The sequence below is a fragment of the Martinezella rhizogenes genome, from assembly GCF_007002745.1.
GTDB classification, from domain to species: Bacteria; Pseudomonadota; Alphaproteobacteria; order Rhizobiales; family Rhizobiaceae; genus Agrobacterium; species Agrobacterium cucumeris.
On sequence record NZ_SGNY01000010.1, the window covers coordinates 60443 to 83730 of the forward strand.

A 23288-nucleotide genomic window follows, 5' to 3' on the forward strand; every position below is an offset into this window, starting at 1 on the left:
TTCCAAAAAGGGTCAGCGCTCAACAATTCCACTCGCCGAGAGCACTGGAGACAGAGATGAAACGCCGCACCTTCATGATATCAGCAGCAGGCGCCGCCGCTGGCCTTGCCATTGCGCCGCGCATGAGCTTCGCCGCCCCGGGCACGATCGACTGGTATACTGGCGCCGACAGCAACATCCTCGATTTCTGGACCAACACGGTCAAGCCCGCTTTCGAGGCGGCAAATCCGGGCATCAAACTCAACCTCGTGGACGCCGGTGATAATGCCGGCATTATCGCCATCGGCGAACGCGCCATTGCAGCAAAGCAGACAGGCACCGACCCGCAGGCTGACTATTTCGAGCATTCCGATCCGCTGCTGCCCGCAGGCGCGATCGATGCCGGCATCTATGTGAACATGGCGAAAGCCGGTCTCTCCAACTATTCGCGCGTCAACCCGCTTGCCATCCGCAGCGAATACAGCCTGCCCTATCGCGGCAGCCAGGTTCTGCTCGCCTATGACACAGCCAAGCTGAAGCCCGCAGATGCCCCGAAGACCTGGGAGCAGCTGGTCACCTGGATCAAGGCCAATCCCGGCCAGTTCGTCTATAACCGTCCCGACAAGGGCGGTTCCGGCGGCAATTTCGTCCGCCGCGCCATCCATCAGGCCAATGGTCTCGACCCCAAGGCTTTCACGGTCGACAACTACACCCAGGAATTCGGCGACAAGGCGCTGGGCAAGGCGTGGGATCTGCTGACCGATATCGCCCCGTCGCTTTATGACAAGGGCGCCTATGCCTCCGGCAACACCCAGTCTCTGCAGCTTCTGTCGCAAGGCGTCGTGACGATGACGCCCGTCTGGTCCGATCAGGTTCTGAAGGCGATCGATCAGGGTGTGCTTCCTGCGGAAACGGGCCTCGTTCAGCTTCAGGATCTCGCGCTTTGCGGCGATTTTTCCCGGGCCGTGGTGCTGGCGAACGGCACCAATCGCGATGCCGCCCTCAAGCTGGCGAATTTCGTTCTCTCCGAAGAAATCCAGGGCGCCATCCTCACCGAACTCGGCGGTTTCCCCGGCGTTTCCTGGGACTATGTCCCAGCCGATTTGCGCAAGCGCTTCGCCGACATCATTCCGCAGACCATTCCGACCTTCCCGGCCGGTAAATGGGAAACCGCCATCAATGACGGCTGGTACCGTCACGTTGCTCCGAACGTCGACCGCAAGTCGTGACCGAGGCAGCAGAAAGAGCGGTCCGCCCGCTCATCGACAATATGGCAGGCAGGAGGCCAATCGGCCTCCTGCTCGTCGCCATTCCCGTTTTCCTGATGATCTGGCTCGTCATCTGGCCGGCCATCAACGCCATAGGGCGCACCGTCTGGCGTACCGGGACCAATGGAGAAACGACGTTCGATCTTTCGAGCTACGTCTTCTTCTTTTCGGATCGCTATAGCCTCGACAATCTTGCCGTCACGCTCTGGACCACTCTGGTCTGCGCCATGCTGCTTCTGGTGATCTGCCTGCCGATCGCGCTTTATCTGCGCTTTTCCCAGTGCCGCCTTTCGGCCTATGTGCAGGCGCTGGCGATCTTTCCGATGTTCGTGCCCTCCATCATCCTCGCCTTCGCCTTCATCCGCGTGCTTGGGCCCAATGGCATGGTGGATATTCTGCTCAACGCGGTCGACCTGCCGAAAATCCGCACGCCCTATCTCACCCCCTGGGGACCGGTCATCGGCCTTGTCTGGGACAATATCCCGCTGACGGTGCTGATTTTGCTGGCGGGCCTCGGCAGCGTCGCCAACCAGTCCGTGGAAGCGGCGCGGGATGTGGGCGCCAACGCGCTGCAGGTCTTCTGGCACATCATCCTGCCGCGCATTTCCAATTCCATTCTCGTGGCGCTTTCCTTTTCGGTGCTCGGCATCTTCTCCTCCTTCACCCTTCCTTATCTGCTTGGCCCCGCATCGCCGGAAATGATTGGTCCCTTCATGCAGCGCACCCTTCGCGATATGCAGGATCCCATCGGCGCCATGACCCAGGCCGTTATCGCCTTCGGCTTCTGCATTGCCTTCGGCCTCTTTTATGTGCGCTCAGTCGCACGCAATCAGGGGAAGTAACATGGCCGCTTTTGCACCGGCGCGCAGGCGCCTCGACTGGCCCGGCATATTCTTCGCCGCCCTTCTGACCGTTGCGATCGTCGGGCCGCTCATCGTCGTCGGCACCTGGGCTTTCACCGAAGTCTGGCGTTACCCCAACGTCGTGCCGCAACAGTTCGGCTTCCGTTTCTGGGGCCAGACACTCGGACGCCCCGATGTATGGAACGCCCTGATGCTGAGCTTTCGGCTGACGACGGTGGTGACCCTGCTTTCGGCGCTGATCTGCCTTCCCGCCGCCTATGCCTTTGCCCGCATGAGCTTTCCCGGCCGCAATCTCTTGTTCTTCTCCTTCCTTGCCGGTCATGCCTTCCCGAAATTCGGGCTGCTGGTGGCAATTGCGGCGATCTTTCTGCAGCTCAACCTCATCGGCACATTCTGGGGCGTCGTCCTGATCCAACTCGTCGGCACGCTGATGTTCATGATCTGGATACCCGTCGCCGCGTTTCAGGCCGTCGATCGCCGCATGGAAGAGGCGGCCCGCGATGTGGGGGCCAGTCCCCTGCGGGTCTTCTGGTCGATCACGCTGCCACAGGCCGGGCCGACCATTGCCGCCGCCGTGCTCCTGAGCTTCGTCGGCACCTTCTATGAAACCGAAGGGGCATGGCTCATCGGCGCCCCCGGCATCCGCACGATGCCGGTGCTGATGATCAGCTACATCAACAACCAGATGGTCATCCAGTATGGCGCGGTCCTGTCCGTCGTGCTCTGGGTGCCGTCATTCATTGCCCTCATGTTCGCCCGCCGCGTCATTGGCGGCGGCGCCTTCGCCCGCGGCTTCGGCGGTTAGGAATATTCATGTCCGTACTTCATATCCGCGGGGTTACGAAAACCTTCGCCGGTGGCACCAAGGCAGTCGACAACTTCTCGCTCGACGTCGCCGATGGTGAACTCGTCTGCCTTCTCGGCCCCTCCGGTTCCGGCAAATCAACGCTGCTGCGCATGGTCGGTGGTTTCGAACAGCCGACCGGCGGACGGATCACCATCGACGGCGAAGACGTCACCCATCTGCCACCCGAGCGCCGGCCCACCGGCATGGTGTTCCAGAGCCACGCGCTCTGGACCCATATGAACGTCTTCAAGAACCTCGCATTCGGCCTCAAGCTGCGGCGCATGCCGGCCTCCCAGATCAAGGGGAAGGTCGAAGCGGTACTCGAACTGGTCGGGCTTTCCGGTTATGGCGAACGCGCCACCAGCCAGCTCTCCGGCGGCCAGCAGCAACGCGTGGCGCTCGCCCGCTCACTGGTCCTGGAGCCGAAAATCCTGCTTCTGGATGAACCCTTCGCCAGCCTCGACCAGCATCTGCGCGAGCGCCTGCGGGAAGAGGTGCGCGATATCCAGCAGCGTCTCGGCATCACCACGCTGTTTGTCACGCATGGACAGGATGAGGCCCTTTCCATGGCCGACCGCATCGTCGTGATGGCCAATGGCAAGACCGAGCAGATCGACCGACCGAACGTCATCTACCGCGAGCCGCAGACCCCCTTCGTCGCCGGCTTCATCGGCACCATGAACCTGATCGAAGGCGTGGTTTCGGGCGGAACCTTCACCCATGCCGGCCTTACCGTGCCACTGCCCGTCTCCGACGGTCCCGCCATTCTCGCCATCCGCCCCGAGGCCGTTGATCTGAAGGCATCCGAGACGCCGCAGGCAAGCGTTCACCGGGTGACCGATTACGGCACCCATGGCCTTGTCGATCTCGATCTTCCCGATGGCGTCAGGATCAAATCGATGGTCGCCCATCCCGATCTCTTCCGGGCCGGACAGGGGGTCGATATCCTGCCCCGCGCCGTCACGGCCTTTCGCGACAACCGGCAAATCTACCGGAGCTGACCATGAACATGCCCATCCTCCTCGAACGCGACGGCCATCGCACCTGGCTCAAATGGCATCGCGGCCGCCGCCGCGCAGCCGATCCCGCCTTCACCGGCGAGCGCATCATCGAGGCCATGTGCCTTGGCGCGAGCATCGAAGTCGATCTCGTCATTCACGCCGACCACGGCTGCGCCGTGCTGCATGATCTGACGCTGGAGCGGGAAACCACCGGCGCCGGAAGGGTGCGAGACGCCTCCGCCGCCAGCCTGCGCCAGCTGCATCTGCGCGACAATCACGGTCAGCCCGTATCCTCAAGGGTGATGCTGCTCGAAGACCTCTGCACCCTGCTCGCCCGCGAGATCATCCATCCCGATGCCCTGCTGCAGCTCGATTTCAAGGAGGACCGGCACGCCCTCACCCCGCAGGTCATCGCGGGTTTCAGCGCAAGCATCGCGCCATTGGCGGGCTCCATGATCCTGTCCGGCGGGGATTTCGACGCCATCGCCGCGCTTGCCGGATCGGTCCCCGATCTCAAGACGGGATATGACCCGTGTGAGGACGACACACTCGCAAGGCTGCAGACGGGCGAAGACTTTTCCAACTTCATCGAACAGGCGCTCGCCACGGCACCGGCTGCCGGAATGATCTATCTCGATTATCGGATCATCCTTGCTGCAGAGGATGCCGGCATTGATATCATCGCCCCCGTCCACGCCGCCGGCCGCCGTGTCGATGCATGGACCATCAACAGCATCACGCCGCAATCGATCACCGATGTCGAGCGGCTGTTGCGGCTCAAGGTCGACCAGATCACCACCGATGACCCGGAAGGGCTAACCGAGGCATTCAGCCGATGACCGTCAACTACACCGCCATTCTGGAAGACATGATCGCCACCACCCGCGAGGCCGGCGCATTGACGCTCCAGCATTTCAGGCGCTTCCGCGACATCGAGATCGGCGTCAAGGGACCGGGCGACTTCGTGTCCGATGCGGACCGGCAGTCCGAAACGCTGATCCGCGAACGCCTGCTCGGCCGGTATCCCTGGGGGTTGACCGGCGAGGAATTCGCTCCGGTTGACGGTTCGGATGCCGAACATCGCTGGCTGGTCGATCCCATCGATGGCACCACCAATTTCATCTATGGCCAGCACTACACCATCACCATTGCGCTGCGCCGCGGCAACGAGACGATCTGCGGGCTTGTCTATAATCCAGTCGCCGACGAGATGTTCACGACGATCAAGGGCGAAGGCGCATATCTCAACGGCGAACGCCTGCGCGTCAATGCCAGCAGCGATATCGCGCTCATGTGCGTCGGCACCGGCCTGCCAACACCCAATCTTTCGCTTTATCCCGGCGCCTACCAGCGTCTGGACGATATTCGGGGCCCAATCGGCGCGGTGCGGGTCGTCGGCAGCGCCGCCAATTCCTGCGCTTACGTGGCCTGCGGCCGGCTTACCGGTTATTACGAGGAGACAGGGTTTGTCGATACCGCAGCCGGTATCCTGCTCGTTGAGGAAGCCGGCGGCATCGTGACGGACTGGTGGGGGCGCGGGCCTGAAATCTATGAGCGGACCGGCACGCTGATCGTCGCCAATGCCGCAACCCACGCCTATCTTCTCGAACGGCTTCGCGGCGTTCCGCCCAAGGACCCCTGAGCGGCACAGCGCGCGTGGTCAGTACATCCGCCGGCACGTATCCGCCAATATGCGGGTCCTGCGAAGGATAGCGTGATCAGTAACCGCCCGTCATCAGCACGGTTTCACCGGTCATGAAACTGCAGGCCTGCGACGACAGGAAGATGGCGGCACCCACCATTTCTTCCGGCTGCCCGGCACGGCCCATCCAGTTCAGCGTCCGGACGTATTCCGCCCAGCCTTCGGGGTCCTCATCACGACGGTGGGCATTGCGGTCGGTGTCGATGAGGCCGGGCGCGAGTGTGTTGAGCAACACATTGTCGCGCGCATAATCCCGCGCCTGACTCTGGATCAGATTGTGCTGCGCAGCCTTGGTGGCGGCATAGGCGGTGACGATGCCCTTCGGACGCAGCTGATTGACCGAGCCGATGGAAACCACCCTGCCCCATTTGCGGGCCGCCATGCGCGGCAAAGCCGCCTGCAGCATATCCACCGTTGAGCCCAGATTGACCGCCAGCTGAAACGCCAGATCGTCCGGTGTCAGTTCCGAAAGCGCGGCGTTGATCTGGGCGCTGGCATTGATGACAAGAATATCGACCGGTGCTATCGCCTCGGCCCGTTCGATGAGGTCACGACCGGCACCGGGTTCGGAAAGATCGCCCGCCAGTTCCTGCGCCGTGCTGCCGCTTGCAAGGATCCGGTGCTGCACGGGCGCGGCAGCGCCCGGCTTTATGCCATGCAGGATGACATGGGCGCCCGCGCCCGCCAGCCCCTCGGCAATGGCGGCGCCTATGCCACGGCTGGAACCGGTGACGAGCGCCGTGCGGCCCTTCAATCCAAAGACGCTTTCGAGACGCATCCTTTATCCTTCAAACAGCGAGATGCGCGCGCCGGCAATTCCCGGGCGGCAGGAAAACAGGCCGCCGGAGAGCGGCGCATCGGCGAGTGTCGAGGCAGGCAGGCGCGTGCGGGCGCTGGTGATGAACAGCGTCGACAGGTCCGGCCCGCCAAAGGCGATGCTGGAAGGGCGCGGCACCGGCATGTCGATCACCTGGTCCAGCTTGCCGTTCGGAAGATAACGGCGCACGCACCAGCCATCCCAGATGGCGCACCAGACACCGCCTTCGGCATCCACGGCCAGACCATCCGGCCGGCCATCGGCCACCGGAATGCGGGCGAATTCACGGCGCTGCGACAGCGCGCCCGTCGCCGGATCACAATCATAGGCATGGATGAGGCCGGGCACGGTATCGACGAAATAGAAGGTCCGGCCATCGGGGCTCCAGCCGAGACCGTTGGAGACGATGATGCCGCCTTCCTTGCGCTCGGATGCGCCATTGGCATTGATGCGATAAAGCGCACCCGTGGGCTTGGAAGCATCGATGCGCATCGAGCCGACCCAGATCGCGCCATCCGGCCCGCATTTGGCATCGTTCAGGCGGTTATCGGCAATGCCAGCCTCCGGGCTGACGAAGGGGGTCAGCCGGCCGGAGGCGAAATCCAGCCATTCGACGCCATCCTGTGACGCCACCAGCAACCGCCCGCCGGTGACCGGAATGACGGCGCTGACCAACTTGCCTGTCTCGCAGGTTTCGTTGCGGCCGGTGGCAGGATCGAAGCGGTGCACCGCCGGATGCAGGATATCCACCCAGTAGAGCGCGTTTTCCCCCTCGTGCCAGACCGGGCTTTCCCCCAGCTGCGCACCCCACGGCAGAATACAGCTGAGTTCGGCGCTGGGGCGGCCCGTTGCCGAACGCGGGCGTGGCCGCGAACTGATCGCCACGGCCCCGGCTGCACCGGTAATGCGGCGGGCGGCAGCAATCAATTCACGCCCGGCGGGATGGATATTGGAGGAATCCAGCCGCGACGACGGCCCGAGCGCGACGAGCACGCCCATCGGCGTATTGTCCCGGCCCATGACAGGGGCGGCGACCGAATTCACGCCCGGCAGATGCTCCTCGTAGGAAATCGAATAACCCCGCGCCCGCGTCAGCGTCAGATCGGCCTGCAGCGCATCGAGGCTGGTAATGGTTTTGGGTGTCTGCAGATCGAGCGTCAGGCGATCCAGCAGCGCGCGGCCAACGGCGGGGTCCTGAAAGGCGAGCAGCGCCTTGCCCGGTGCGGTGCAATGCAGGGGCACGCGGCGTCCCACCTCGACGCGCACCGAAAGACCGTTCGGCGAACGTTCGGCGAGATATTGCGTCATGGTGCCGTCAAGCCGGCACAGTGCAACCGTCTCCCCCAGCTCGGCTGCCAGCCGCTCCAGTTCAGGCGTCGCCGCCGAGACGAGATCGAAGCTCTCCCAGACCTTATGGGACATTTCCAGAAAACGCTGGCCCAGCACATAGGTGCCACGGGCCTCATCCTGACGGACGAGGCCATAAGCGATAAGGGTGCGCAGGATGCGCGCGAATGTCGGCTTCGGCAGACCGGAGGCGCGCAGCAGCTCGGCAAAACGCAACGGTTCCGGCGCATCGGCAACCATGTCGAGCAGGGTCAGGCCCTTGGCCAGTGCCGCCGTGCCGCCCGGCGTCTCCGGTTTCATTGCCTCTGCTCCTTCGCGAGTCGCTGCCGCCTTGCGGCCGCCGCGTCGTCCAGCATCCGGTCCATCGTCCATTCCGCTTCAAACCCCAAAGTGTTTCTGATCCGCTCGTTGGACGTATGGTAATAAACGCCGTCGCCGGGAAAATCGACTGTCACGATGGGCAGGCCGGTCAGCGCCGCAATTTTCGGCAGAAGCGCTGCGAAATCGGCCGGTTCATCGGCACCGAGATTGAAGGTGCCGCCCGCCGCCCCGGGGTGATCGAGAGCAAGCAGAATACCCGCCACCATGTCACGCGTATCGGTTATATGCATACGGAACGGCCGGCCTTTTTCATTGCGCGCCAGAATGTGCGACGGCTCACCGATATCGCGGGACTGGAGCAGTTCGGCGATGGCAGTGTTTCCGAAATTCTGCTGCTGGCGAATGCGCGGCCGCAGGAAAAACCGGGGGCCGGAAAAGAAACTGTCCTCATCCAGCAGCTCCGCCGCATCCTGCGTATGAGAAAACCGCAGGATCACCGTTTCCATGGTGCCGCTTCGCTGGTGAAAGCGCACCAGCTCTTCGCCCAGAAGCTTGGTCAGACCATAGGGCGAATTGGGGCAGAGCGGATGGTCCTCGGTGACCGGCAGGAACTCCGGCCGGTTTTCCGGATAGACCTCACCCGACGAAGCGAAGACGAACCGCCGCACGCCAGCTGCTGAGGCCGCATCCAGAAGCCGGCGCGTGCCCTCGACATTGACGGCGAACATGCGGTCGCGATCCGCCGGAGCCCATGACATGAAGGCGCCCAGATGCAGGACGGCACTCACGCCCTTGATGGCTTCGGACAGCGCCTGCGCGTCCTCCAGCGACCCGACGACTTCCTCGCCGCCGGTTGCCGATGGCCTCAAATCAAAACCGCGAACGGCGCGGCCCTGCGCGCGCAAGGCGGCGACAACGGCACGGCCGACACGGCCTGCCGATCCGGTGACGAGGATCATAGCCGTGCTCCCGTCTTTGCATCGAAGAGATAAAGCTGGGCCGGATCGAAACCGAGCCGGAGCGCCTCATTGCCGGGAAGGCTGCCGGTATGCGAGACGCGCGCGATCAGCCCCTTGGACTTACCCTCCTCGCCATCCGCGACCCTTGCGCCTTCCGCATCGAAATAGACATATTTTTCCGATCCCAGGCTTTCCACCAGCGTCGGACGGACATCGAAGGCAACAGGCGCATCGCCCAGAACGAGATGTTCCGGCCGCAGGCCGACAATCACGCCGCCCTGGCGGCCGACGGCACCGGGCAGAGAAACCGGTTGCCCAAACAGGGTAACAGTGCCGTCACGCAGTTCCGCATTGAGGAAATTCATGCCCGGCGAGCCGATGAAACCGGCAACGAAAAGATTGGCCGGATTGTTGAAAAGCTCGTCGGGTGCGGCGATCTGCTGGATGATGCCGCCCTGCATGATGACGACGCGGTCCGCCATTGTCATCGCTTCGACCTGATCATGCGTCACATAAACGGTGGTGACACCGATGCGCTTGTGCAACGCGCCGATTTCGGCACGCATGTGGACGCGCAGCTTGGCATCGAGATTGGACAGCGGCTCATCCATCAGGAAGGCCTGCGGCTGGCGCACGATGGCACGGCCAAGTGCCACGCGCTGGCGCTGGCCGCCCGAGAGATCCTTGGGCTTGCGATCGAGATAGGGTGTCACTTCCAGAATGCGCGCCGCATCATCAACCCGGCGGTCGATCTCGGCCTTGTCGGTGCCGCGCATCTTCAGGCCGAAGCCGATATTCTGGCGAACGGTGAGGTGCGGATAAAGCGCATAGTTCTGGAACACCATGGCGATGTCGCGGTCACCCGGCGCCAGATCCGTCACGTCGTTGTCGCCGATGAAGATCTGGCCTTCGCTTGCCGGTTCGAGACCGGCGAGGATTTTCAGCATCGTCGACTTGCCGCAGCCGGAAGGCCCGACCAGCACCACGAACTCGCCGTTCTCGATCTCAAGCGAAAACGGCCTGAGCACGTTGAGCGCGCCATAGGACTTGCTGACGTTGCGAATGGAAATATTGGCCATGCTTATTTCTCCGCGCCAGCGGTGAGGCCGCCGACCAAATAACGTTCCAGGAATAGGTAGATTGCGATGATCGGCAGTGCGATGAACACGGATGCGGCGGAAATGTCGTTCCAGTAGGTGACATATTCGCCCTGCATCGTGGTGATGCCGAGATTGGCCGTCCAGTTGTCCGGCGAGTTGACGAGGAAGGTGCGCGCATAGGCATAGTCTGCCCAGCTGAGCACGAAGGCATAAAGTGCGGTGGCGGCAAGCCCCGGTGTGGCGATGGGAAGCACGACGCGCACCATCGCGCCGATCGGCGAGCAGCCGTCGACCATGGCAGCCTGTTCCAGTTCCTTCGGAATGGTGTCGAAATAGCCTTTCAGCATCCAGGTGGCGAAAGGAATGATCATCGTCGAATGCGCCAGAACCAGCGTCCACAGGCTGCCGATCAGGCCGAAGCTGGAAAAGATCGAAAATAGCGGAATGACCAGCAGCGTCGCGGGCAGCATCTTCGCCGTCAGGACGAAGAGGCCCATGGTCGCGCCACCCCGCATGGAATAACGCGACAGCGCGTAACCGGCGCTGACCGAGACCAGCATCGACAGCGCCACCGAGCCGATGGCCGCCAGCATCGAATTCCAAAGCCACAGCAGGATCGGTTTTGCCGCCCAGACGCGGGCGAAGATGTCCCACTGCGGATCGTCCGGCCAGAAGGTCGGCGGCAGGCGGTAAAGCTCATCGGTGGTGGAAAGTGCCGTGACCAGCAGCCAGTAGACCGGAAACAGGATCATCACCAGCGTGAAGATCACAGTCGCGTAAAGGGCAAGGCTCTGTAAAAATGTCCGTTTCATCAAAGCCTCCTCAATAGATCGATTTCGAACGCCGGCCGAGCATCAGGAGGCTCGCGACGATGCAGATCACCAGCGTGAGCACGCCGACGGCGGCGGCACGACCGAAATTGTGATACTGGAACGCCTGGTCATAGGTCATGATCGACAGCGTCTGTGTTGAACGCAGCGGCCCGCCGCCGGTCAGAACCTTGATGATGGAAAAGTCGCGGAATACCCAAAGCAGCGTCAGCACCAGCGTCACGCCCAGCACCGGCATCAAAAGCGGCATGGTGATCCAGCGGAAACGCTGCCACACACTCGCGCCATCGACCTTCGCCGCCGCATAATAATCGGCGGGGATGGACTGAAGGCCGGCTAGACACATGATCGAGACGAAAGGAAAACCCTTCCACACCATGGTGATCGCCACGGCCCAGAATGCGGCCGTGGAACTACTGACCCACGGGATCATCTGATCGGTGAAACCGAGCTTGATCGCCAGCCAGCCGAACAGGCCAAAGGAAGTGTCGAACATCCACGCAAAGATGACGACCGCGATGATTTCCGGCACCGCCCAGGGTAGCGCCATTCCCAGCCGCGCGATGGTGCGGCCCTTGAAACGGTTATTGGCCAGAAGCGCCGTGCTGAGGCCAACCGCGACGCTGCCGGCGGTAACGACGATGACCAGTTTCAGCGTTACCCAGCAGGCCAGCCAGAATTCCGGCGACGAGAACAGCCAGGTGTAATTGCTCAGCGAAAACGGCCGGCTGGCGCCGCCAAGCCTTGGTATCTTGACCTGCTGGAACGACAGGTCGATGGCCAGCACGAGCGGCCAGACGATGATGGCGGCAACCATCAGGACCGCGGGCGCGATCAGAATATAGCCGAGGAGATGTTGCCGGCTGGGACGCGCAAGATCGAAGAACTTGCGACGCCCAGCCCGAACGGGTTCGGTCATGGATGGTCCTCCTGCCGGATGCGAATGATGGCCATGGCCCTTTACGGGCCATGGCAGGACAACGGGATCAGGACGATGGGGGATCAACCCTTGATGGCTTCGGCCTTTGCCTGCATGGTTTTCGCCACCTCCGCCGGATCGAGATCCTGAATGATCATCCGCTGGCTTTCTTCCATCACCATCTTGCTGAACTCGTTGTAGAAAAGCTCAAGCCCGGTCGGAATGCGGTCGATACCGGCTTCAGACGCGGCCTTCATCGTTTCGATCAGCACCGGAAAATGCGGGATGGTCTTTTCAACACCCGAGACATCCGCCTTCGGGCTTGGCGGGGTGTTGCCGCCAAGGGTGGCGTAACTGCGCTGAAATTCCGGCGTCATCGTCAGCTTGATGAAATCCCAGACCAATGCCTTCTGGTCGTCGGGAATATCGGCAGGCATCGCCAGCACGTTGGACGAGCCGCCAAGCGGCGGATGAAGCGGCGGCGCGACATAAACGATGTCACTCTTGGCCGAACCCTTTTCAGTCGTGCCATAAAGCCACGGTCCATCGAGCCGCATGGCCATCTTGCCATCGGCAAACAGCTTGCGCACGTCGCTGGCGCTCATGTCCACCGGGCTGATGCCGCTCTTCATCACGGTTTTCCAGCGTGAAAGGCCCTCGACCATCTGGGGCGTATCGATGGTGATGTTGCCATCCTTGTCAGTCCAGTAGGCGCCGGCATCGATGATGTAGTTCAGCATTTCCGTCAGATATTGCCCCGGACCACCCTTGGTTTCGTGGCCGGTGCCGAACTGGTCGATGATGCCGTCGCCGTTCAGATCCTTGGTCGTGGCTTTTGCAGCGGCCAGAAACTCGTCATAGGTTTTCGGAACCGCGACGCCCGCTTCTTCCAGCAGCTTCTTGTTATAGGCCATGACGAAACCGAAATAGTTGGTCATGATGCAGACGGTTTCGCCGTTCCATTCGCATTTCTGCTGGCCAGCCCAGCCGGTCATGTCGATGCCATCCTTCTTCAGCCACGGGTCGAGCGGTTCCAGCCAGCCGCTATCGGCAAACATCTGGAATTCGAAGGACGCCAGATGCACGATCTGCGGCGGCTGGTTGGCGGCGAAAAGCGTGGTCATCGTATCCGCGTAGGAACTGCGCTCCGCCTTGGTGAATTCGATCTTCACCCCCGGATGCTGTTTCTCGAAGGCGGCGATGGCGGAATGCCACCATTCACCCGTTCCGGCATCATCTGTCTGCCAGGAAATGAACTTCAGCACGGTATCAGCCATGGCGGGCGCACCAGCGCCCATGGTCATCAAAACGGCGGTCGCGGTGCTGAGCGCCAGCTTTTTCATTCTTTTGGTCATGGTTTCCTCCTCCAAAAAACCAAATCAGATACGTTCAATCAGACCGAGCGCCGCCTCCGACGGTCTTACCCCAAGTCCCGGTCCCGACGGCAGGTGATACCTGCCTTCGCGGCAATCCATGTCGCCGTCCAGCAGGCGGCGGTTCGGCTCGAAGATCGAGTGCTGGAATTCGTGTCCCTTCAGCATCGACAATGTCGACGACGCCTGCAGGCTGGCGGCAAGGAAGATGCCGGCGCCAACGGTGGCGTGCGGGATCACGTCAATGCCGTGTTCGGCGGCAAGAGCGCCGATGCGGATGAAATTGGTGATGCCCTTATGGCCCATTTCCGGCTGCACGATCGCGATGCGGCAGCGTTCGATGCGGGCGCGCATATCCCAATGGGTGCGCCATTCCTCGCCGACGGCAATCGGCACGTCGGTATTCTTCGAAACCTTCTCCAGACCGGCAATGTCCTCCGTCCAGACGGGCGCTTCGGCGAACCACGGGTCGAAAGGCTGCATTTCGGCAATCAGTTCCAGCGCCCGTTCCGGCGTCTGGTTCCAGTGCATGTCGGCGGCGACCTTCGCCTGGGGCCCAAGCACCTGCCGGAGATTGGCAATTTCCGCCGCCGGGCCGTCATCGGCCACCGGCGTTGCGAATTTGAAGGCGTTGAAACCGCGATCCTGCCAGTATTTCGCCAGTTCCCCGCGCGCCTTCAGCGTTTTTTCAGGCAGGCCGGAAACATAGGCTGGAAACGTATCTACCCCGCCGCCGAGAAGGTCGCGAACCGATTTTCCGGCTTCCTGCCCGGCAATATCCCAGAGCGCAATATCGAGCGCGGCGAGCGCATCGACGTAAAAGCCGCCGGTATAACCGCGCACCCGCATCATGTCGTAGAGGTCGTCATAAACAGCCGAAGGATCGGACGCATTGCGGCCGATCACGAAACCGGCGAGAAGATCATTGATGAGGGCGGCGACCGCACCGGGGGCGACGATGCCATAGGTCTCGCCCCAGCCGACAGTGCCGGCCTCGGTGGTCATGCGCACCAGCACGCTGCGGTCGAAGGTGGGGTAGACCGTGCGATTGCCCTTGCGCACGATGTAGCCGTTGGGATTGACCACCTCGCCTTCCCTGAGCGCGCCAAGATAGGGCACCTTGCGCGGCTGGGTCAGCGTGAAGACTTCGACTGTTGCGATGGGGCTGTTCATGCGGCCTCCGCGGCAACAAGGCCGAGTTCGACCAGATTGGCGTCAATATCGGCAATGGCCGCCGCATCAAGCTCGGGTGTCGGCGCACGCACGCCGACGCCTTCGATCACGCCGCGACGGGCGAGCACATATTTGGTCAGCCGCATGCGATAGACCGCCTGCAACACCAGAAGCGGCAGGGTGCGGACATAGATCCGGCGAGCCTCTTCCTGCCGCCCGGCGACAAGCGCACGGTCGATGGCCACATGTTCCTCGGCGATCTCCAGCGCCGGCATGGCCGCCGTAGCACCCCGGGCATATTCATCGAGAATGTAACGCGCGCCGCCGCCACCGATGACACCCTTCAGTGTCGAAGGCGCATGGGCGATGATGTGGCTGATGGCCGGGCCGGCGGGAAGCGTTTCTTCCTTGACATAGGTCACCTGCGGCAAGGCGCGCACGATCTCCACGATCGCCTGCGGCGAAAGGTCGGAGCCGCGCGGCGCAGGCGCATTCTGCAGGATGATTTCAACCTCGGGTAGCGCCTCGACGATCCGGCCGAGGAATTCGATCAGCGCCGGCGCATCCGTGCCGACGGATTTGGGCGGCTGCACCATCAGGTGGCGAATGCCGAGCGCCGATGCCGCCCGCCCATGCTCGACCACCTCACGCCAGTCGGCCGCACTGGCGCCGGCCACAACAGGCACCCGGCCGGCCACCGCATCCACGACGATCTTCAGCAGCGTTGCACGCTCGGCGGCATTCAAAGCCTCCACCTCGCTGGCGAAACCGGGAAACACGACACCATCCACGCCCTTGTCGAGCGCAAAGACCACCAGCCGCTTCATACCCGCTTCGTCAATGCCGCCATCAGCCAGAAACGGCGTGGGCAGAACAGGCAAAATCCCCTTGAGGCCAGCCACCATCTTTCTCCTCCCAATTAAGTATCATATTTTGATACCTTGAATTCACTAATTGACACTACATAGACTCGCACCCTATGACAAGCCCCAAGATGAAATGAACGAGGAGGTTCAAGACATGGCAGCAGCGGCGACATCGATCATCGTTGATTGGGGAACGACATCACTGAGGGCGGCGCTCGTTGGTGAAGGCGGCGAAGAACTCGATCATCTGGAAACCGCCGACGGTATTTCGAGCCTTGGCAAGGGTGAGCATGAGGCGGCACTGATGGCGGCACTTGCACCCTGGTTCTCGCGCCACGGGACCTTGCCCGTCGCCGCACTCGGCATGATCACCAGCCGCAATGGCTGGGTTGAAGTCGCTTACGTGCCGTGCCCCGCAGGCCCGGCGGAACTTGCCGCCGGCACGGTGCGCAGGACGCTGCCGAACGGCTCCGACCTCGTCTTCCTGCCGGGTCTCAACGACCCCGCCCGCCAGCCCTTTCCGGATGTGATGCGCGGCGAAGAAACCCAGATCGTCGGCCACGGCCTTGGCGAAGACGCCACCCTCATCATCCCCGGAACCCACAGCAAATGGGCGCGGGTGAAGGCGGGGCGGATCGACGGTTTCCAGACATTCGTGACCGGTGAAATCTTCAACCTGCTCATCAATCATTCCTTCATCGCGCGCGGTTCAACGCAGCCGCCGGTCGATGATCCCGAGGCCTATCGCTGGGGTCTGAAAGAGGCAAAACGATCCGCCGCCATGTTGTCGCTGCTGTTTTCAGCGCGAACCGGCGGGCTTGCCGGCCGGCTTTCGACGGATCAGCTGCGCTCCTATGTGCGGGGACTGGTCATCGGCCAGGAGTTTCGGCAGGCCCGCGATGCCGGATGGTATGCGGAGGGAGACGAGGCAGCTATCGTCGGCAATGACGGGCTGAACGATCTCTATCTGGTTGCCGCAGATGTATTCGGGCTCAGGACATCGATCGGCGCGGACGACATCCTGACAAAAGGGGCGCTCGCCGTCCTCAAACAGACGCTTTCCTGAGCGCCGACCATCGTCGGGTGCAATTCCGACAGATCAGGGTTCAGGCAGAGCCTGTTCCTTTCATGAAACGAGGCGGCCCACAGGCCGCCTCGTTTGGTATCAGCACAAGCCAGACCTCAGGCAGGTCGTTCTTCACCCGCATTCGGCCGCCAGGTGATCAGCCTCTTCTCGGCAACATCGAGAATAAGGTCGATGATGAGAACGAAGACGGCGGGAATGCGGGCCACCAAAGTTTTCGCCGCAAACCGCCCGCAACGCGGACGATCCGGTTGCTCGGAATTCCATCCGCCATTTCCCGATACCGCCCTCCGACGCAATATTTTTTTATGACAGGGTCCTAAAGAGCAAATCCTGCTCGTCTAAACAACGAGAGAGAATTTGAACGTCCCGTCTCTCGGTGTGAGGAGAACCATGTGATGTATCTGACCAGGGAATCTGAAATCGCCATCGGCATTCTGACGAACTTCGTACACGAAACAGAGGAAGCCCATACGACGCGAAAGCTTGCTCATCGGCTCGGGGTCACAAAAGATCACGCCGCAAGGGTGGTCGCAATTCTGGTCAGAAACGGGCTGCTGCAAAGCAGGCGCGGACGGACCGGCGGCATCGTTCTCAATGTCGATCCGGAAAGTCTTTCCGTGGGCATGATCCTGCGGGCAACACAGCCGACGATTGTCAGGCGGCCGCGCACACGCAATGCCAATCCTTCCGGCACGGCAGGCATTTTCCACATGCTGGCGGAGGCAACCTCCGACTATTTCATCGAACTGGCGGACACCTGCAAGATAACCGATGTCACCCCGACGAAGCTCAGCAGTTCAAAGTGTCGCAGCCGACGAATGACGCTGCCAGCGCCATCTGCGGGAGAAACCGAAGCTGTAAGCCGGTTGAATGCGACAATCTGAAATCATGTTGAGGAGAGTTGCATTTGATACGCATCGTCAGAGCCAAGTTACACGGCATCACCGTAACGGGAGCCGATCTTGATTATCACGGGTCGATCACCCTGGATCCTGAGCATTGCGACCTCGCAGGTATCAGGCCTCTTGAATTCGTTGATATCTGGAACAAGCAAAGCGGCGCCAGAATTTCGACATATGTGATTTTCGGCGAGGCAGGATCAAAATGCTGCATCCTGAATGGTGCGGCGGCACGCACCTGCCAGCGTGGCGATCAGGTCATCATATGCTCGTCGTCTTACGTTCAGGAGAGCGCGCTTTATGACACCGCGCCCATGGTCCTCACATTCACGCCGAAAAACGACGTGAAGGATGTTCTGCGCTATCGCGTCAAGGAAACGGCACGTCGTCCCTTCGACTTCTTTATCGAAACCCTGCCCAATGGGCAAAACACCGATATGGAAGACGAGGAGATGGCAGATCGAGCCATAGCCTGAAAAAATACGCCGGCCTTAACCGGCTGGCGCGACTAGCTGCGATAGCCGGACTGTCTGGCGACCAGAGGCTGAGGCTGGTCATCATCTGCCATGGAGATCGTTGCCTGGTGGCGGGACGCCATCAGGCCGCAATCCAGACAACTGACACGGAGATTACTGTCAGGCGCAATCAGGTCGGCAACCGTGAAGCGATCGAGAAGGCGGGCAAAAAAAGACGATGTCGTGGAGACGATGCGGCCAAGCAATGCTTCGGCGTCCGACTGGGGCGATGGGAGGTTATCTGCGCCTTCCCCGAGCAATTCGGGCTGTATCAGCCGCAGCACCTCGGTCAGCTTCACTGCCTCCGGCTCCCTTGCCAGTTTAAGGCCGCCACCGGGGCCTCGTTCGCTCAGCAGCAGACCGTTTCGCGCCAGCAGGGCGACAACCTGATAGGTGTGGTCTTTCGTAGAACCGATTTCCTGCGAGACCTTTTGAACCGATACGATTTCGTTCCCCTGTCGCGCGCATACTGCAAGTATGCCAAAGGCGATTTCAGTCTGCCGTTTCAGATGCATCGTTTATGAACGTCCTCATGACGAGTTGGGGATCGTCGATCCGGTTCTCACACTACCGTGTTATATCGCTCCGTTCAATTGTTCCAGGGATATAAGCCGGCCTCCGGCATGCCGTATGGATGATCCTGCCCTTATTGCCTTACCTCGCGCGCGAGCCAGCGCTGCAGGAACAGGCCGCCCTTTATGGTTTCCTCGATAATCAGCGCCCACCATACGCCCGTCACTCCGAGATCGAGGAACGAGCAGAAAAACCAGGCCATGGGAAGGCCGAGCCCCCATGTCACGGTCAGGCTGACCAAAACCGGCCAGCGGACATCTCCGACAGCCCGCAGCGATTGAAACAGGATCGTGTTGAATGCAAATCCGGGCTGAATGAATATCGTCAGAAACAGCAGGCTGCCGACCAATTCGATGATCGCCGGGTTGTCGGTAAACAACCGGGTATAGGGAACCGAGGCGAGCCAGATCAGCGTGGCTAGCCCGGTTGTTGCGGCTGCCGCGACGCTTGCCGACCGGAGAGCCTGACGGGTCGCCGCGTCAAGCTTGCGTTCGCCGAACCGGTAACCGATCAGAACTTCGTTGCCCTGACTGATTGCCATGACGACAACGATCAGAAAAGCCATGGCAAGCATCGTGTAAGTGCGCCCCAGCACGGCCTCGACGCCGAATCTGGCGACCAGCCCCAGAAGAATGATCTGGTAAAAACTGTAAGCGATGTAATCGGTCACGCTCGGCAGGGCGATTGCGATCATCCGCCGGGCCGTCGCCAGACGCGCAATCGTATCGGCAAGCGAAAAACGCAGCCCGAGCTTGCGCACCAGAACCGGCGTCAGAACGGCAGCGGTCAGCAGGCGAACGCTCAGGGTGCCGATTGCCGCGCCCGTCACGCCCATGCCCGGCAGAGGCCCGGCTCCCAGAATGAGAACCCATTCAGCAAGGAGATAAAAGGCCGATACCCCCACCCCGAATGCCAGGATCAGCCGGCTGTGACCGAATGCGCGCAGGCAGGCCAGACCGGCAGCAATGAAGCCGTTAAAGATCATGGCAACCGCGACGATGTTCAGATAGAGGCCAGCTTCAGCACTCAGCGACGTCGAACCCGCCAGTTGCTCAAGCACAAGGGGACCCGCAACGATCAATGACAGCCCAAGCGCAAGGCCAACGATCGTGTTGGTCAAAAGCGCGACCGCAACCACCTGCCGCGCCGCCTCCACCTCACTCCGGCCAAGGTGCCGGGAAATGACGATGACGGCGCCGATGCCGATAAGTCCGGATAATTCAAACGCTATCAGCAGAACCTGTTTGGCGACAGCAACGGCAGCCGCGGCTTCTGCCGAATAGGCACTTATGATCGCCGTATCAGCCAGATTGACGAAGAAGCTCAGCAGCGAATGAAGCAGGAGCGGAAAGCTCAGCTGGAATAAGGTGGGCTTTCCATGCGTGTTGATGTCTTCTGTCCCGGCGGTTGCGGCGCCCTGTTCCATGGCTGTTATCCTGATCGGCTTCATGGTCAGGTCAGGCGAAATTGCCTGACCTGATGCGCCGCTGCAATTGCCGTTCACGCCCCTGTACCCTGGTGTCGCTTCGCCCCCGTCCACTCTCCGATGGCTCGGCTTTGCCCTGCTGCAGATCGATTATGTGGCCAGCCAGCGTTTGCAGTGTCGGGAAACGGAAGAAATCCGTGACTTCCAGCTCGATGCCAAGCGCATCGCGAACCCTCGCGGGCATGGCGACGATCAGCAGGGAATCGCCTCCCAGCTCGAAAAAATTGTCGCTGACGCCAATATCCTCGCGCTTCAGCATCTGCTGCCAGACTGCGTGCAATGCCTGTTCGACCCGGTTTCCCGGAGAGCTGATTTCGGAAACCGCCCTTTCAGAGCGATCCGGCAGCGGCAGACGCTTGCGATCCACTTTGCCATTCGCATTCATGGGAAACTCTTCCAGAAGAATGAAATGCGACGGCACCATGTAACGCGGCAACCGAGCCGAAAGCGCCCTGCTGAGCCGGATACCCATGGCACCCTTGTCGACCTTGCCGGAGCGATCCTCAAGGAGAACATAGGCCAGAAGCTGCTCCCTGTTCGCATCGAGCAGAACCAGAACCTGATCGACGCCCTCTTCTTCCTGAAGCAGGCTCTCGATTTCTCCAACCTCGATGCGATAGCCGCGCAATTTGATCTGGAAGTCGGTTCGTCCGACGAAGTCCAGATTGCCGTCCGGCCTGCGCACGACAAGGTCACCTGTTTTGTAAAGGCGGGAGCCCGGCGTCAATGTCCGGTCATAGGGATCGGGAACGAATTTTTCGGCCGCAAGCGCCGGCCGGTCCCAGTAGCCACGGCTGAGGCTTATGCCACCAATGTGCAGCTCTCCCGGCACGCCTTCGGGAACGGGATCCATATAGGCGTCGAGGACGAGGAACGAGGTGTTATCCAGGCGACCGCCGATCGGCACCTTGCCGCTTCTGGAATGTGCCTCTTCCACCAGCAATGCACCAGCCCAGATCGTCGTCTCGGTCGGGCCATAGACATTCCAGAGAGAACCGATCTTTTGAATGAGCCGGCCGGCAAGCTGGGCATCGAGAGCTTCACCACCGCATAGTCCGGTGAGGGATTTTTTTCCTTCCCAGCCGCTGTCCAGCAGCATTCTCCATGTGGCGGGGGTCGCCTGAAAATGCGAAATATCATATTCGCCGATTGTCCTTCCCAGCTTCTCGGGTTGAAGCAAAAGGTCCGGTTCGCGCATGACGGCCGTGGCGCCGACGCTCAATGGCCAGAGCATTTCCAGAACGGAGATGTCGAATGCCGGCGTCGTCACCGAGAGCACCCGGTCTCCAGCCCCTATACCGGGGTGGCGCGCCATGGACTGGAACTGATTGAGCAGGCCCGTATGCGTAATCGGCACTCCCTTGGGTCGCCCCGTGCTGCCGCTTGTGTAGAGAATATAGATGTCACTGTTATCAGGCATCGCCGGAAGCCGGGCATCCGGCTGATCTTCAAGATGATGAACAGGATCGATGCAGGCAATGCCAGGGAAAAGCCCCGCATTGTCAGTCAGCACCAGAACCGCTGCGGCATCCTCCAGCACGTAACCGATCCTGTCTGCCGGGTGGCGCGGATCGATCGGAACATAGACCGCGCCGGCCTTTATGATCGCAAGGAAAGATATGATGCAGCTCGCCTGCCCCGGCAGCGAAACCGCCACGCGCATTCCCGGTTTCACCGGCCGGTCCAGTCTCAGAAGCGCTCTTGCGAGATTATTCGACGCCTCTTCGAGCTGACTATACGTCCAGCTCCTGTCCAGGCATTCAATGGCAATCTTTTCGGGATGGAGACGTGCCGCACCGCTTATCAGGTCGTGCACCCTCTTGACCGGGAGAGGCCGCGCCACGAGCGCGCCCGCCGACAGAAGACCCTCACGCTCGCCGGCGGAGATATATTCGAAGGTCGGTAAAAGCGCGTCGGGGGAAGCAACGACCGACCGCAGCAGGTTTTCAAAATGCTCCAGCTGCCGCTCCATTCGCACCGCCTCGAACCGACCGGACCGGTACTCGACGGTGACGAGCGCGCCCGATGCGCGCTCCATGATCATCCAGCTCATGTCGAGCTTTGCTTCCGCGACCGGTATCGCTTCCTGCCTCACCCGCAGGCTGGCATTGCCCAGATCGAAGCCCTGCGCATTCTGCTGCCTGTAGCCCTGGGTCTGGACCTGAAAGGAAATCTGGAATGGCGAATTTTCCACCCCTTCGCGGTTGCTGCCCAGCACATCCATCAACTCCGCAAAGGGATAGTCCTGATGTTCCAGCGCGTTGGCGAAATCTTCCTGTATGCGTCTCGCCCAGTCCCGGAATGACATGGCCGGGCTGAGATCATTGCGCAACACGATCGTATTGGTGAACAGGCCAATCAATCCTGCCAAATCGGGATCGCTCCGACCGGCAACGGGGACGCATACGGCAAGGTCACGGCGACCGGTATAGCGATGGTGCAAAAGCTGGAAAACGGCGGCAAACACCACAAAGGTCGTCGTACCGAGCCTGGCGGCCAGAGCAGACACTTCCGCCATCAGATCCCGCGAAATCTCCTTCACCAGCGTTTCGCTGGCCATGTCAGCCGTTTCGTGGCGGGGATAGTCGGCCGGAAACTCCTGCGGCTCGAGATTTTGCAGCCGGTTGACCCAGTATTGTTTTTGCCGCTCGTAATCCTTCGTGCCGGTCCATTTTTGCCTCGCGCGGACAAAGTCGCCATAGGATTGCGGCAAGGGATCGAGAACCGGTTCCTGACCGTTCGCCACAGCAGCGTAACACAACGAAAATTCGCGCATGAGAATGCCGCGCGACCATCCGTCGGCAACCGTGTGATGAAAGACGAACACAAGAATATGCTCGTTTTCTCCAAGCTGCAGCAGATGCGTGCGCATCAGCGGCGCCTTGGACAGATCGAAAGGGGTGCGGGCGATCCGGCCTATCGCCTCGTCACAATCGGAATCAGACATGTTCCGGCAATCGGAAACGACCAGTTCGGGCACCATACTGCCGTGAACCTGCTGCCACGGCCTTCCCTCTTCGAGCGGAAACGCCGTGCGCAACGGCTCGTGCCGCGCGACGAGAATTTGAAGCGTGCGGATGATGGCGTCGTGGTCCAGCGGGCCATCAATATGCCACCTGAACGGAATGACATAGGCCGAACTATCAGGGTAGATCTTCTGCTGCAGCCAGAAATGCATCTGCGATGACGTCAGCGGCAATCGCCCGGCAGCTCCGCCAGCATCGCCGTCGTCAGGAGCAACATCCTGCCAGGACATGCCGCGTGCTTCAAGCTGCGAGCGCAGCCGTGCCCGCTGCTCCGGGTCAAGATTTGCGATGCGGTTACGCAATAGAGCAATCGTCTCGGCATTCGACATCATCGCTA

Annotated in this window: 21 protein-coding genes and 1 pseudogene; 9 read left to right on the forward strand and 13 right to left on the reverse strand. The window is 61.2% G+C overall.

Annotated features, from left to right (window positions below; all coding sequences use genetic code 11):
- The first annotated feature begins 56 nt into the window (after positions 1-56).
- The 6 genes from EXN68_RS23175 to EXN68_RS23200 are packed head-to-tail and all read left to right on the forward strand — an operon-like array spanning position 57 to position 5600.
- Positions 57-1208 carry an extracellular solute-binding protein gene (locus tag EXN68_RS23175; protein WP_142843094.1) on the forward strand — a complete coding sequence of 384 codons (1152 nt, stop codon included), beginning with the start codon at positions 57-59 and terminating at the stop codon, positions 1206-1208.
- Positions 1209-1249: 41 nt separating this feature from the next.
- Positions 1250-2089: an ABC transporter permease gene (locus EXN68_RS23180; RefSeq protein ID WP_237681469.1), complete on the forward strand. Its 840-nt coding sequence runs from the start codon at positions 1250-1252 to the stop codon at positions 2087-2089.
- 1 nt (position 2090) lies between these two features.
- Positions 2091-2915, forward strand: a complete 825-nt coding sequence (locus EXN68_RS23185; protein WP_110760116.1) for an ABC transporter permease — start codon at positions 2091-2093, stop codon at positions 2913-2915.
- Positions 2916-2923: 8 nt separating this feature from the next.
- The gene (locus EXN68_RS23190; RefSeq protein WP_142843098.1) at positions 2924-3958 is read left to right on the forward strand and encodes an ABC transporter ATP-binding protein; all 1035 of its coding nucleotides are present in this window, start codon (positions 2924-2926) and stop codon (positions 3956-3958) included.
- A gap of 2 nt (positions 3959-3960) precedes the next feature.
- Positions 3961-4797, forward strand: a complete 837-nt coding sequence (locus tag EXN68_RS23195) for a glycerophosphodiester phosphodiesterase (protein ID WP_142843099.1) — start codon at positions 3961-3963, stop codon at positions 4795-4797.
- Positions 4794-5600 carry an inositol monophosphatase family protein gene (locus EXN68_RS23200; RefSeq protein WP_142843101.1) on the forward strand — a complete coding sequence of 269 codons (807 nt, stop codon included), beginning with the start codon at positions 4794-4796 and terminating at the stop codon, positions 5598-5600. Before EXN68_RS23195 ends, EXN68_RS23200 begins: the two co-directional genes overlap by 4 nt.
- 76 nt (positions 5601-5676) lie before the next feature.
- Here EXN68_RS23200 and EXN68_RS23205 read toward each other — a convergent pair whose 3' ends face one another.
- The 9 genes from EXN68_RS23205 to EXN68_RS23245 all read right to left on the reverse strand — a co-directional run bounded on the left by EXN68_RS23205 (position 5677) and on the right by EXN68_RS23245 (position 15404).
- Positions 5677-6438, reverse strand: a complete 762-nt coding sequence (locus EXN68_RS23205; RefSeq protein WP_142843102.1) for an SDR family NAD(P)-dependent oxidoreductase — start codon at positions 6436-6438, stop codon at positions 5677-5679.
- Positions 6439-6441: 3 nt separating this feature from the next.
- Complete coding sequence (locus EXN68_RS23210) at positions 6442-8124, reverse strand: SMP-30/gluconolactonase/LRE family protein (protein ID WP_080839107.1); 1683 nt, start codon at positions 8122-8124, stop codon at positions 6442-6444.
- Positions 8121-9104 (reverse strand): NAD-dependent epimerase/dehydratase family protein, encoded by a 984-nt coding sequence (locus EXN68_RS23215; RefSeq protein ID WP_142843104.1) that lies wholly within the window; start codon positions 9102-9104, stop codon positions 8121-8123. The genes EXN68_RS23210 and EXN68_RS23215 overlap by 4 nt, the downstream gene beginning before the upstream one ends.
- Complete coding sequence (locus EXN68_RS23220; protein WP_142843106.1) at positions 9101-10183, reverse strand: ABC transporter ATP-binding protein; 1083 nt, start codon at positions 10181-10183, stop codon at positions 9101-9103. The genes EXN68_RS23215 and EXN68_RS23220 overlap by 4 nt, the downstream gene beginning before the upstream one ends.
- 2 nt (positions 10184-10185) lie before the next feature.
- The gene (locus EXN68_RS23225) at positions 10186-11016 is read right to left on the reverse strand and encodes a carbohydrate ABC transporter permease (protein WP_046800465.1); all 831 of its coding nucleotides are present in this window, start codon (positions 11014-11016) and stop codon (positions 10186-10188) included.
- Positions 11017-11026: 10 nt separating this feature from the next.
- Complete coding sequence (locus EXN68_RS23230; RefSeq protein ID WP_142843108.1) at positions 11027-11953, reverse strand: carbohydrate ABC transporter permease; 927 nt, start codon at positions 11951-11953, stop codon at positions 11027-11029.
- Between the two features lie 83 nt (positions 11954-12036).
- Complete coding sequence (locus tag EXN68_RS23235; protein WP_142843110.1) at positions 12037-13308, reverse strand: ABC transporter substrate-binding protein; 1272 nt, start codon at positions 13306-13308, stop codon at positions 12037-12039.
- Between the two features lie 24 nt (positions 13309-13332).
- A complete protein-coding gene (locus EXN68_RS23240; RefSeq protein WP_142843111.1) occupies positions 13333-14499 on the reverse strand; it encodes a mandelate racemase/muconate lactonizing enzyme family protein in 1167 nt (388 codons plus the stop codon).
- Positions 14496-15404, reverse strand: a complete 909-nt coding sequence (locus EXN68_RS23245; protein ID WP_080820104.1) for a dihydrodipicolinate synthase family protein — start codon at positions 15402-15404, stop codon at positions 14496-14498. The genes EXN68_RS23240 and EXN68_RS23245 overlap by 4 nt, the downstream gene beginning before the upstream one ends.
- A gap of 115 nt (positions 15405-15519) precedes the next feature.
- Between EXN68_RS23245 and EXN68_RS23250 the strand changes: the two genes are divergently transcribed.
- Positions 15520-16431 (forward strand): 2-dehydro-3-deoxygalactonokinase, encoded by a 912-nt coding sequence (locus tag EXN68_RS23250; RefSeq protein ID WP_142843113.1) that lies wholly within the window; start codon positions 15520-15522, stop codon positions 16429-16431.
- A gap of 116 nt (positions 16432-16547) precedes the next feature.
- On the opposite strand, the pseudogene EXN68_RS23255 reads toward EXN68_RS23250, so the two are convergent.
- Positions 16548-16649 (reverse strand): annotated as a pseudogene (locus EXN68_RS23255) (ABC transporter permease); the annotation flags it as partial.
- 198 nt (positions 16650-16847) lie between these two features.
- Here EXN68_RS23255 and EXN68_RS23260 point away from each other — a divergent pair.
- Positions 16848-17336, forward strand: coding sequence for an Rrf2 family transcriptional regulator (locus EXN68_RS23260; RefSeq protein WP_142843115.1), 489 nt, complete (start codon positions 16848-16850; stop codon positions 17334-17336).
- Positions 17337-17359: 23 nt separating this feature from the next.
- Positions 17360-17827: an aspartate 1-decarboxylase gene (gene panD, locus EXN68_RS23265; RefSeq protein WP_142843117.1), complete on the forward strand. Its 468-nt coding sequence runs from the start codon at positions 17360-17362 to the stop codon at positions 17825-17827.
- A gap of 32 nt (positions 17828-17859) precedes the next feature.
- On the opposite strand, the gene EXN68_RS23270 is transcribed toward panD, so the two are convergent.
- From EXN68_RS23270 to EXN68_RS23280, 3 genes are all read right to left on the reverse strand, one after another.
- Positions 17860-18381 carry an Rrf2 family transcriptional regulator gene (locus EXN68_RS23270; protein WP_110760108.1) on the reverse strand — a complete coding sequence of 174 codons (522 nt, stop codon included), beginning with the start codon at positions 18379-18381 and terminating at the stop codon, positions 17860-17862.
- Positions 18382-18512: 131 nt separating this feature from the next.
- Positions 18513-19943, reverse strand: a complete 1431-nt coding sequence (locus tag EXN68_RS23275; RefSeq protein WP_237681462.1) for an MATE family efflux transporter — start codon at positions 19941-19943, stop codon at positions 18513-18515.
- Positions 19897-23283, reverse strand: coding sequence for a non-ribosomal peptide synthetase (locus EXN68_RS23280; RefSeq protein WP_142843119.1), 3387 nt, complete (start codon positions 23281-23283; stop codon positions 19897-19899). Before EXN68_RS23280 ends, EXN68_RS23275 begins: the two co-directional genes overlap by 47 nt.
- Positions 23284-23288: the final 5 nt, after the last annotated feature.

Coding starts and splice junctions, on each gene's coding strand:
- EXN68_RS23250 (WP_142843113.1), top strand. CDS start 15,520: ATGGCAGCAGCGGCGACATCGATCATCGTTGATTGGGGAACGACATCA.
- EXN68_RS23215 (WP_142843104.1), bottom strand. CDS start 9,104: ATGATCCTCGTCACCGGATCGGCAGGCCGTGTCGGCCGTGCCGTTGTC.
- EXN68_RS23240 (WP_142843111.1), bottom strand. CDS start 14,499: ATGAACAGCCCCATCGCAACAGTCGAAGTCTTCACGCTGACCCAGCCG.
- EXN68_RS23260 (WP_142843115.1), top strand. CDS start 16,848: ATGTATCTGACCAGGGAATCTGAAATCGCCATCGGCATTCTGACGAAC.
- EXN68_RS23235 (WP_142843110.1), bottom strand. CDS start 13,308: ATGACCAAAAGAATGAAAAAGCTGGCGCTCAGCACCGCGACCGCCGTT.
- EXN68_RS23190 (WP_142843098.1), top strand. CDS start 2,924: ATGTCCGTACTTCATATCCGCGGGGTTACGAAAACCTTCGCCGGTGGC.
- EXN68_RS23205 (WP_142843102.1), bottom strand. CDS start 6,438: ATGCGTCTCGAAAGCGTCTTTGGATTGAAGGGCCGCACGGCGCTCGTC.
- EXN68_RS23220 (WP_142843106.1), bottom strand. CDS start 10,183: ATGGCCAATATTTCCATTCGCAACGTCAGCAAGTCCTATGGCGCGCTC.
- EXN68_RS23225 (WP_046800465.1), bottom strand. CDS start 11,016: ATGAAACGGACATTTTTACAGAGCCTTGCCCTTTACGCGACTGTGATC.
- EXN68_RS23230 (WP_142843108.1), bottom strand. CDS start 11,953: ATGACCGAACCCGTTCGGGCTGGGCGTCGCAAGTTCTTCGATCTTGCG.
- EXN68_RS23175 (WP_142843094.1), top strand. CDS start 57: ATGAAACGCCGCACCTTCATGATATCAGCAGCAGGCGCCGCCGCTGGC.
- EXN68_RS23180 (WP_237681469.1), top strand. CDS start 1,250: ATGGCAGGCAGGAGGCCAATCGGCCTCCTGCTCGTCGCCATTCCCGTT.
- EXN68_RS23270 (WP_110760108.1), bottom strand. CDS start 18,381: ATGCATCTGAAACGGCAGACTGAAATCGCCTTTGGCATACTTGCAGTA.
- EXN68_RS23210 (WP_080839107.1), bottom strand. CDS start 8,124: ATGAAACCGGAGACGCCGGGCGGCACGGCGGCACTGGCCAAGGGCCTG.
- EXN68_RS23200 (WP_142843101.1), top strand. CDS start 4,794: ATGACCGTCAACTACACCGCCATTCTGGAAGACATGATCGCCACCACC.
- EXN68_RS23195 (WP_142843099.1), top strand. CDS start 3,961: ATGAACATGCCCATCCTCCTCGAACGCGACGGCCATCGCACCTGGCTC.
- EXN68_RS23185 (WP_110760116.1), top strand. CDS start 2,091: ATGGCCGCTTTTGCACCGGCGCGCAGGCGCCTCGACTGGCCCGGCATA.
- EXN68_RS23245 (WP_080820104.1), bottom strand. CDS start 15,404: ATGGTGGCTGGCCTCAAGGGGATTTTGCCTGTTCTGCCCACGCCGTTT.
- EXN68_RS23280 (WP_142843119.1), bottom strand. CDS start 23,283: ATGATGTCGAATGCCGAGACGATTGCTCTATTGCGTAACCGCATCGCA.